Genomic DNA, 8,978 nt, shown 5'->3' on the forward strand with positions numbered 1-8,978 from the left:
CTGCTTCGATGCGCTGTTCGGGACGCGCGGTGCCACTCTGCGGAAGAGACCTTCCACCATCCGACCGGGCGTGGTGGAATGGCCGGACGGGTCAGGAAGCGGCCTGGAACGGAAACCCTGACGCCGGTTTGGCAGGTGAGTACCGTGACCGCTCCTCCCCTTCCCCACGATCCGCGCCCGGAGGACCTCCCCGGCTGCACCCTCCTCACCCTTCCGCGCGACCTCGACCTGGGAAACTGCGCCGACCTGCTGGCCGCGGTGACCCGCGTGGTGGCGGAGCGGGCGGGACTGCTGCACATCCTGGTCCTCGACCTCAGCGGCACCGCCTTCATGGACTCCCGGGGCGTGCGGCTCATCGACGACGTGCGCGCCCTGCTCGCCCCCGGCACCGAACTGCGGCTGGTCGCCGTCCCGGACAGCCTGGTGCTGCGCATGCTGACCCTCACGGGGCTGCGACGAGACGTCCCCGTCTACGACGACCTCGCCGAAGCCGTCACCGGCACCTGCGCCCTCCTGGGGGAACGTGCGCCCGGCCAGGACCCGGACGCGACCTAGGCTGACCCCATGGCACCCAACATCGCGACGAACACCACCGTGTCCCTCGAGGAGCTGCTGGACTTCGTCCGCCCCCGGCACCGGGCGATCCTGCTCACCCGGCGGTCCGACGGCGGCCCCCAGGGCTCCCCGCTGACCTGCGGGGTCGACGATTCCGGGCGGATCGTCATGTCCACCTACCCCGAGCGCGCCAAGACGCGGAACGCCCGCCGGGACGAACGGGTCAGCGTGCTCGTGCTCAGCGACGAGTGGAACGGTCCGTGGGTCCAGGTCGACGGCACGGCCGAGGTGATCGACAGCCCCGACTCCGTCGAACCTCTCGTGGAGTACTACCGCAACATCGCCGGCGAGCACCCCGACTGGGACGAGTACCGCGCGGCCATGGTCAAGCAGGGCAAGTCCCTCATCCGGGTGCGCCCGGTCCGATGGGGTCCGGTCGCCACGGGCGGCTTCCCGGCCCGCCTGGTGGGGGACGACCGGGGCTGAGCCCCACCGCGCCGGAGTCACTCCCCGCGGCGGACCATCGTCTCGATGCCCGCGATCAGCAGTTCCAGGGCGAAGGCGAAGTCGCGGTCCCTGATCTCCTCCACCGTGCCGTCCGCGCGGGCCTGCCTGAGGTCCGCGGAGTCCCGCACCGCCTCGCGCAGCCCCGGCTCACGCGTCACGGCGCTCATCGCCCGGCGGTGGTAGTCGTCCTGGCTCATCCCCGCCGCGGCGCAGCGCCGCACGAAGTGGCCCTCGATGGTGCCGAACCCGTAGACGAACTGGAAGACGGCCGAGAGCGCACCCGCCTGGCCGGCGGTCCGCAGCCCGGTGCGGCGGACCACCCGCTGCACGGCGAGCTGGAACGCCACCGCGTGCGGGCCGATGTTGAGGAAGGTCCCGGCGAGCGAGGACAGCCAGGGGTGGCGCACGAGCAGCGCCCGGTAGGCGCGGGCCAGCGTCCGCAGTTCCTCGCGCCAATCGGCGGAGGCGGGTGCGGGTGCGGGGTCGGGGTCGGGGTCGCGGCCGGCTGATCGTCGCGGTTCTGGTCCCGTTTTCGGGACGGGGCCCTGGTGCGGTTCCGGAGCGGAGCCCGGGTGGGGCTCCGGGTCCGGGTGGGGCTCCGGATCCGGGTGGGGCTCCGGGTCCGGTGGGCGGATCTCGCCGAACGCCGCGTCCAGGGCCAGTTCGAGCAGGTCGTCCTTGGTGTCGACGTACCAGTAGACGGACATCGCGGTGACGTTCAGCTCCGCCGCCAGCCGGCGCATGGAGAACTTGGTGAGCCCCTCGGCGTCCAGCAGCCGTACGGTCGCAGCGGTGATGCGGTCGCGGTCCAGGCCCGAGGGCTGTCCCCCGCCGCCGCGGCCGCCGCCCCGGGGCGCCCTGTCCTCCAGCCAGACGCTGGTCCGCGGCGGACGCCCGGCCCGTTCGGCTGCCCTCACCATGGCGCACCATCCTCGCAACTTCGGGACCGGCCGCGCTGCGGGCGACCGCTGTCTCCGAATCTTCCCGCTCGGCCCGCCGCCGCAACACGGGCGTGCGGCTCCGGCCACGGGAGCGGGGGCGGGCGCCGTCCGCCCCGGCCGGGCCCGCGTCGTCGCGGTTACGAGGTGGTGCGCGGCCGTCGCGGCCTCCCGCGCGGTCGCCCGGTCACGCCACGGCGGGCTTGATCAGATAGCCGGCTCCGCGCCGGGTGTGGATCATCGGCTCGCGCCCCGCGTCTATCTTGCGCCGCAGGTAGGAGATGTACAGCTCGACCACATTGGCCTGGCCGCCGAAGTCGTAGGACCACACCCGGTCCAGGATCTGCGCCTTGCTGAGCACCCGCCGGGGATTGCGCATGAGGAAGCGCAGCAGTTCGAACTCGGTGGCGGTGAGGTGGATGTCGGTCCCGCCCCGGGACACCTCGTGGCTGTCCTCGTCGAGGGTGAGGTCCCCGACGACCAGCACGGCGTCCGAACGGCGGTCGGCGGCGCCCGAGCGGCGGATCAGCCCGCGCAGCCGCGCCACGACGTCCTCGACGCCGAACGGCTTGGTGACGTAGTCGTCCCCGCCGGCGGTGAGACCGGCGATGCGGTCCTCGGCCGCGTCCTTCGCGGTGAGGAAGAGGACGGGGACGTCGGGCAGCTCCCGGCGGAGCCGCCCGAGCGCGCTGAGGCCGTCCATGTCCGGCAGCATCAGGTCCAGGACGACGGCGTCGGGGCGGAACTCGCGGGCGGCCCGTACCGCGCCCTGCCCGTCCCCCGCGCTGCGGATCCGCCAGCCCTCGTAGCGCAGGGCCATGGACAGCAGTTCGGTGATCGACAGTTCGTCGTCGACCACCAGCACGCGGACGGGGCTCCCGTCCGGCCTCAGCAGTTCGGTGCGCCCCTGGGGCGAGGTCGTGGTCATGGTCCACACGCTGCCGGGCGCCTCTGAGAGCACGCTTGCGGGAAGGTGTGATTTTCCTGAGAAACGCACAGGAATCTCTCAGGGAAGACCCTCAGGCCTCAGCCCTTTGGGGCCTCGGGGCTCCAGGGCCGGTCCCTCGGGGCAGGGCCTCAGGTCGCGTCCCACAGCCGCCGGTAGAAGTCCGTCCTGACCGGGTCGGGGGCGATGCCGTACGCGTCGAGGAGCGTCCGCTCCCAGCCGGGGCCGTAGTTCCAGTCGATGTTGCGGGTCACGACCGCGAGGTCGGCCCAGCGGTCCGCGACCCCGAGTGCGCCCATGTCGACATGCGCGGCCCACGAACCGTTTTCGTGCAGCAGGGTGTTGGGGGCGCAGGGGTCACCGTGGCAGACGACGAGCAGGTCGGCCGGGGGCGGGTCCGGCAGGTCCGCGGGCACCACGATGCCCGCGCGCCGGGCCACTTCGAGGCGGTGCGCGACGGACCAGGTGAACGGGCACTCCGCCACGGGCAGCCGGTCGTGCAGCGCCCGCAGCCCGGTGCCGAGCGCGCGCACGGCCGTCGCGGGATCCGCCTTCCAGCGGGGGGCGACGGCGCTCTCGGCGGGCAGCGCGCGGGTGGCCAGCCAGCTCCCGTCGGCATCGGAGCCGTACTCCCGCACCTCGGGCACGGGGGTGTAGGGCGCGGCCCAGCGCAGCCGCTCCGCCTCGGCGGCGAGGGGGAGGGCGCTGCCGGACGGGGCCCACTTCACGAACAGCGGGTCCTCGCCGCCCGGCCGCCCGTCACCGTCCAACCGGAAGGTCAGCCCGCCCAGTTCGTTCCGCCACACGGGGACCGGGCGTCGCCCGCGGGCGAGCGCGGCGACCGACGGGGGCACGGGAACCGGTGAGGTCGGCGGGCCGGAGAGCTTCATGACCGCATGCTCACCCGCCCGACGGTCCCCGCGCGACCCTTTTTTTCCGCCGCGACCTTCCCGCACATCGCATCAGTCGCATCAGTCGCATCAACGGAAATCGCATGAAACGAAAGGCGCCCCCCTCACTCTTCCGGGCCACACCACCTCAGAGGGGAGAAGGTCAACTACCCCGATGTACCGGCACGTTCACATATTGACGGCACTCGCGGAAATGACCTCTGGATTAAATACTTATCGAGGAAATCCTTCACCCGTTCGCCGCGCATCCGCCACAGAAAGGTGGCGTTATGCGAGGCATGAATAGGGCAATCAAAGGAAGGTCCCTCGGCCTGTTCGTGCCCTGTGAGGGCCGGGAGGGCACGGCCTTGGCACGTTCGGTGGCCATGGGCCCGTACACCTACACCCCCGCCCCACCGCACGCCCCGACCAGCGCCACCGGCACCCTCACCAGGGGCGGACTGCCCGTCGCCCTGCGGGTGACCGAACCCCTGCTGCGGAGCTTCCTGGACACGATGGGCCGGCTGGAGGCCGATCTCGAACCGCGCTGGATCGGCGCGGGAACGCGGTCCGCGTTTCCCCGGGCGCACCGGGCCCCGCGGACCCTGTCATGAACGAGGAGCACGCCGACCACCACACCCGACGGACCACCGGCCACTCCCACGCCTTCCCCCCGGCAGGCTCCGGGCGCCACCGAGCCCCGGCCGACGTCTTCACGGCCCCGCCCGAGGCCTTCTCCGCTCCGTCCGACACCTTCTCCGCCCCGCTCGTCCCGCCGGACGCGAGCTGGGACCCGGCCGAGGAACTCGCCTACCTGCTCCGCGACGCGCGGGCGGACGACTTCGCCCCCGCGCCACCCGCCCCTCAGGCCCCGGAGTACGGCCGGTCCGCGCCGTACGAGCAGTCCGAGCCGTACGGGCGGTTCGAACCGTACGGCGCGTACGCACCGCACGTGCAGTACGGGCAGTACGAACGGCAGGAGGAATACGAGCGGCAAGCGGAGTACGAGCGGCAGGAGCGGCAGGAGCCCTACGAACCGTACGGCCCGTACAACCCGTACACGCCGTACCCCCACCCCCCGTACACGTCCTACGCCCCGTCGGCCCCCGCCCCCGAGCCGGTGGCCGCCGTTCCCTCCGCCGTCTCCGTGGCCTCCGTCCCGTCCCCGCGCGACGAGTCCTCGGTCAAGACCCCGCACCCCGGCACCCCGATGGGCAAACTGCAGGAGATCACGGTGGAACTCCCACCGCTGCGGGAGGTCCCCCGGAAGCACCGGAAGATCCGGCAGCGCCCGCCGCGGAGCACGATCGGCCGCATCGGCCGTCTCCTCGCCGCACTGGCCGCGGTCGTCGCGTCGATGGTGAGCGTCTTCAGCGGCATGGTCACCTACGAGCCCCTGCGCTTCGTCGCCCTGACCCACACGCGCAGCGGCTTCGTCTCGTGGTGGCCGTTGCTGGTCTACGGGCCGTGGACGGTGGCCTCACTGTCCGTCCTGCGGGCCGCGCTGCACCGGCGGCGGGCGGTGCACGCCTGGTCGGTGGTGCTGCTGTTCTCCTGTGTGGCGGTGCTGATGTGCGTGGTCCAGGCACCCCGCACGGTGATCGACACGGCGGCGGCCGCGCTGCCGGGGATCGCCTCGCTGGCCTGCTTCCAGCAGCTGGTCCGCCAGATCACCCTGACCCGTCCGCCCCGCAGGGCGACCCCCCGCCACCGCACGCGCCCCGCCCCCGCCCCGGCGCCGACTCCGGCTGCTCAACCGCCAACGGCTCCCCGGCCGTCGGCGGCCACGAGGCCCCCTTCGGCCCCCTCGCACTCGCCCTCGTCCTCGGTGCCCTCCGCGTCCTCGCTGTCCTCCACGTCCGCGTCCGCGTCACGGAAGCCCGCCCCGGCGGCCGGGCGGAGCTAGGCTCGGACTCGATCACACTGTCGAGCGGGGGGAACCGGCAACCATGGACACGACCACCACCACGCCCGCGGACACCGTCGCGAAGACGCTCGAGGGAACGGTGACCGCCGTCAGCAGCAACGGCGTCTACTCGTTCACGAAGCCGAACCGGGAGAGCATCACGCTGCTCGCGGGGCTCGGGGTGGAGGGGGACGTCCACGCGGGCGTCACGGTCAAGCACCGCTCGCGGATGGCGCAGGACCCGACCCAGCCGAATCTGCGTCAAGTGCACCTGATCCACGAGGAGCTGTTCGACGAGGTCGCCGAGGACGGCTTCCGGGTTGCCCCGGGCGAGCTCGGCGAGAACGTGACGACGCGCGGCATCGACCTGCTCGGCCTCCCGGTCGGCACCCTGCTGCACCTCGGTGACGAGGCGATCGTCGAGGTCACGGGCCTGCGCAACCCGTGCGTCCAGATCGACGCCTTCCAGGACGGCCTGCTCAAGCGGGTGGTGAGCCGCGACGAGTCCGGCAGGCTGATCCGCAGGGCGGGCATCATGGGCGTGGTCCGCCAGGGCGGCACGGTCCACCCCGGCGCCACCCTCACGGCCGAACTCCCCACGGGCCCCCACCGCCCCCTGGACCGCGTCTGACGGTCCCTAGGCGACCTCGCGGCGGTCCGTCGGCCTCGCCGAGGTCCGTCGGCGACCTCGCGGCGGTCCGTCCCTCGGCGGTTCCTCGGCGTCGGGGGCCCTGTTTCACCGGACGGGCCGCAGGCCGTCCACCAGCAGGTTCAGCAGCCGGCCGGCGTCGGCCCCCCGCCCCGAGCGGGGGGCCACGGTGAAGATGCCGATGAGCGAGGCGGCGATGTCCTCCGCGGTGACGTCGGAGCGCAGCTCGCCCGCCGCGCGGCCCGCGTCGAGCAGCACGGTGACGGCCGTCAGCAGCTCGTCCCGGGTGTGGGCATGGGTGATCTCCCCCGACTCGATCATCACGAGCAAGGTGTCGAGCATGCCGTTCTTCGCGGCGATCCAGTCCCCGAACAGATCCATCCAGCGCCGCATCGCCCCGGCCGGGGACAGCTCGTCGAGCAGCTCCCGGGCGCCCGTCGTGAGCCGCGCGACCTGGTCCTGGTAGACGGCGTCGACGAGTGACTCGCGGGTCGGGAAGTGCCGGTAGAGCGTGCCGATCCCGACGCCGGCCTCCCTGGCGATCGCGCGCATCGACGGCTCGGCCTCGGCCGACATGAAGACGCGGGTCGCCACGGCGAGCAGTTGCTCGCGGTTGCGGACGGCGTCCGCCCGTGACGCGCGGGTCTCCCCCGACACTCGACCAGAAACGGAACGCGCTCCGGTTGTGCTACGGTCGTTCATGGAAACGGAGCATAGTCCGTTTTCTCGTTCCCCCACGTCGGCACCGAGGAGACAGGCGCACATGCAGGCACAGGCAGAGAGCAGGCACTCGTCCGAGGGCGGCGGCAGGGCGGTCCGGCTGCGTTCCTTCGGCGGGCCCGAGGCCCTGGAGGTCCACCAGGTCCCCGCGCCGGAGGCCGGCCCCGGCCAGGTCCGGGTACGGGTCACCGCGGCCGGCCTGAACCCGATGGACTGGGTCATGACCGCCGACGCGGACACCGCCGCCCGGTTCGGCCTGACCCTGCCGGTCGGATTCGGGACCGACTACGCCGGGGTGATCGACCAGGTCGGTGAGGGGGTGACCGGTTTCGCCCCCGGCGACCGGGTGTTCGGGGGCGCCCTGTCCCGCGCGGTCGCCGACCTCGTGGTGGTCGACGCGAGGGGCGACACCGCGGCCGACGAGGTCCACCACACCCCCGAGGGCGTGGACGACCGCACCGCCGCCACCCTCACGATCGCGGGCCGCACGGCCGCCGCCGCCCTCGCCGTGCTCGGCTCCGGCTCCGGCGCTCATTCCAACCCCGGCCTCGGCCTCGGCCTCGGCCCGGACGACACCGTGCTGATCGGTGGCGCCGGCGGCGGAGTGGGCGTCTTCGCCGTCCAGCTCGCCCGGGTCGCCGGAGCGCGCGTGATCGGCACGGGCTCGGCGGCCTCGGCCGACCACCTCCGCTCCCTCGGGGCCGAGCCGGTCACCTACGGCGACGGCCTGACCGACCGGGTCCGCGCACTCGCCCCCGAGGGCATCACCGCCGTCCTCGACCTGCACGGCGTGGACACCGTGCACGCCGCGCGGGAACTCGGCGTGCCCGACGCCCGGATCTGCACCATCGCCGCGCAGATCGAGGGCGTCCCGGCCGCCAACGGCGCGAACGCCGCTCCCGGCGCCCTGGAGGAGATCGCCGCGCTGATCGCGGCGGGCCGCCTGCGGGTCCCCGTCGCGGCGACCTTCCCGATCGACGAGATCCGCCGTGCGACGGAACTCCAGGCCGCCCGCCACGTACGGGGCAAGGTCGTCATCGACCTCTGACTCCCCGGGCGAACCCTCGGACGACTCCCGAGACGACTCCCCGGACGACGCGAGAGGCTCCCGGTGATCACCGGGAGCCTCTCGCGTGGTGGGTCCGTCAGTTGAAGGGGACGGCGTCCGCGGGGGCGGTGTGCCAGTTGGTGACGATCGGCTTGTCGACGGTGATCGAGTCGACCGGCAGGGAGACCGGGTTGGGGTCGTTCTTGCCGACACCGACGATGAGGGAGTCGTACTCCACGCCGTTGTTGCTGTTGGTGGTCTTGGTCTGCACCCCGGCGTAGGCGGCGGTGCCCCCGCTGAGCTTGATCTGCTTGCCCACGGACTGCTCCGCGGGGCCGGCCTCGGTGCCGCCGGAGCCGAAGGCCACGGTCGGCAGGGCGGCGGGCAGCCAACAGGTGATCCCCGACTTCGCCTTGGCGGTGATCAGGATGTAACCACCGGCCTGGGTCTCGGCCTTGGTGCTCCAGGAGATGTCGTTGGCGCCGCAGGTCTGCTCGACCTTCGCCCGCGTGCCGTCACCGGTGTCCGCCCCGGAACCGTCCGCGCTCTGGCCACCCTTGTCGGTCTTGCCGGCGCTCTGACCGCTGCTCGCCGCCTTCTCACCCGAACCGGCGGACTTGCCCTCCGTCTTGCCGGACGAGGAGGAACCCTGCGAGGCGCTGGTGTCCGTGTTGACGTCCCCGCTCGTGTCCCCGTCCTGGCACGCGGTCATCAGCATGGCGCCACTCACGATGGCCACGGAGACGAGCAGAGCCTTGCGACGGTTGCCGGACATGGGGTTCCCCCTAGTGTTGAGCAGATGACGGGGACCGGATCCGT

At 72.9% G+C, this 8,978-nt stretch carries 11 protein-coding genes; 6 read left to right on the plus strand and 5 right to left on the minus strand.

Annotation, left to right across the window (positions count from 1 at the left end; translation table 11 throughout):
• Positions 1-144 precede the first annotated feature (144 nt).
• The gene (locus tag OHB09_RS15840; RefSeq protein ID WP_318295179.1) at positions 145-555 is read left to right on the plus strand and encodes an STAS domain-containing protein; all 411 of its coding nucleotides are present in this window, start codon (positions 145-147) and stop codon (positions 553-555) included.
• Positions 556-564: 9 nt separating this feature from the next.
• Positions 565-1,041 (plus strand): PPOX class F420-dependent oxidoreductase, encoded by a 477-nt coding sequence (locus OHB09_RS15845; protein WP_006141401.1) that lies wholly within the window; start codon positions 565-567, stop codon positions 1,039-1,041.
• 17 nt (positions 1,042-1,058) lie between these two features.
• On the opposite strand, the gene OHB09_RS15850 is transcribed toward OHB09_RS15845, so the two are convergent.
• The 3 genes from OHB09_RS15850 to OHB09_RS15860 all read right to left on the minus strand — a co-directional run bounded on the left by OHB09_RS15850 (position 1,059) and on the right by OHB09_RS15860 (position 3,836).
• A complete protein-coding gene (locus OHB09_RS15850; RefSeq protein ID WP_319116618.1) occupies positions 1,059-1,982 on the minus strand; it encodes a TetR/AcrR family transcriptional regulator in 924 nt (307 codons plus the stop codon).
• 205 nt (positions 1,983-2,187) lie between these two features.
• Entirely contained in the window at positions 2,188-2,928 is a 741-nt protein-coding gene (locus OHB09_RS15855) for a response regulator transcription factor (RefSeq protein WP_167794258.1), read from the minus strand.
• Between the two features lie 149 nt (positions 2,929-3,077).
• Positions 3,078-3,836, minus strand: a complete 759-nt coding sequence (locus tag OHB09_RS15860; protein ID WP_319116620.1) for an aminoglycoside 3'-phosphotransferase — start codon at positions 3,834-3,836, stop codon at positions 3,078-3,080.
• A gap of 368 nt (positions 3,837-4,204) precedes the next feature.
• Here OHB09_RS15860 and OHB09_RS15865 point away from each other — a divergent pair, with 368 nt between their 5' ends.
• Genes OHB09_RS15865 through OHB09_RS15875 form a run of 3 tightly spaced genes read left to right on the plus strand, consistent with a single transcriptional unit; the run spans position 4,205 to position 6,373 of the window.
• A complete protein-coding gene (locus OHB09_RS15865; RefSeq protein ID WP_006141397.1) occupies positions 4,205-4,450 on the plus strand; it encodes a hypothetical protein in 246 nt (81 codons plus the stop codon).
• A complete protein-coding gene (locus tag OHB09_RS33305) occupies positions 4,447-5,742 on the plus strand; it encodes a DUF2637 domain-containing protein (protein WP_407077327.1) in 1,296 nt (431 codons plus the stop codon). Before OHB09_RS15865 ends, OHB09_RS33305 begins: the two co-directional genes overlap by 4 nt.
• Before the next feature lie 43 nt (positions 5,743-5,785).
• Positions 5,786-6,373, plus strand: a complete 588-nt coding sequence (locus OHB09_RS15875) for an MOSC domain-containing protein (RefSeq protein WP_176944947.1) — start codon at positions 5,786-5,788, stop codon at positions 6,371-6,373.
• Between the two features lie 105 nt (positions 6,374-6,478).
• Here the strand turns inward: OHB09_RS15875 and OHB09_RS15880 are convergent, their stop codons facing one another.
• Positions 6,479-7,093 (minus strand): TetR/AcrR family transcriptional regulator, encoded by a 615-nt coding sequence (locus tag OHB09_RS15880; RefSeq protein WP_407077328.1) that lies wholly within the window; start codon positions 7,091-7,093, stop codon positions 6,479-6,481.
• Between the two features lie 61 nt (positions 7,094-7,154).
• Between OHB09_RS15880 and OHB09_RS15885 the strand changes: the two genes are divergently transcribed.
• Entirely contained in the window at positions 7,155-8,159 is a 1,005-nt protein-coding gene (locus tag OHB09_RS15885) for an NADP-dependent oxidoreductase (protein ID WP_328922127.1), read from the plus strand.
• A 97-nt stretch (positions 8,160-8,256) separates the two neighbouring features.
• Here OHB09_RS15885 and OHB09_RS15890 read toward each other — a convergent pair whose 3' ends face one another.
• Positions 8,257-8,934: a DUF4232 domain-containing protein gene (locus OHB09_RS15890; RefSeq protein WP_328922128.1), complete on the minus strand. Its 678-nt coding sequence runs from the start codon at positions 8,932-8,934 to the stop codon at positions 8,257-8,259.
• Between the last annotated feature and the right edge of the window lie 44 nt (positions 8,935-8,978).

Origin of the sequence: Streptomyces griseoaurantiacus (assembly GCF_036189845.1) — a bacterium.
In the GTDB taxonomy this organism is placed as follows: domain Bacteria; phylum Actinomycetota; class Actinomycetes; order Streptomycetales; family Streptomycetaceae; genus Streptomyces; species Streptomyces griseoaurantiacus.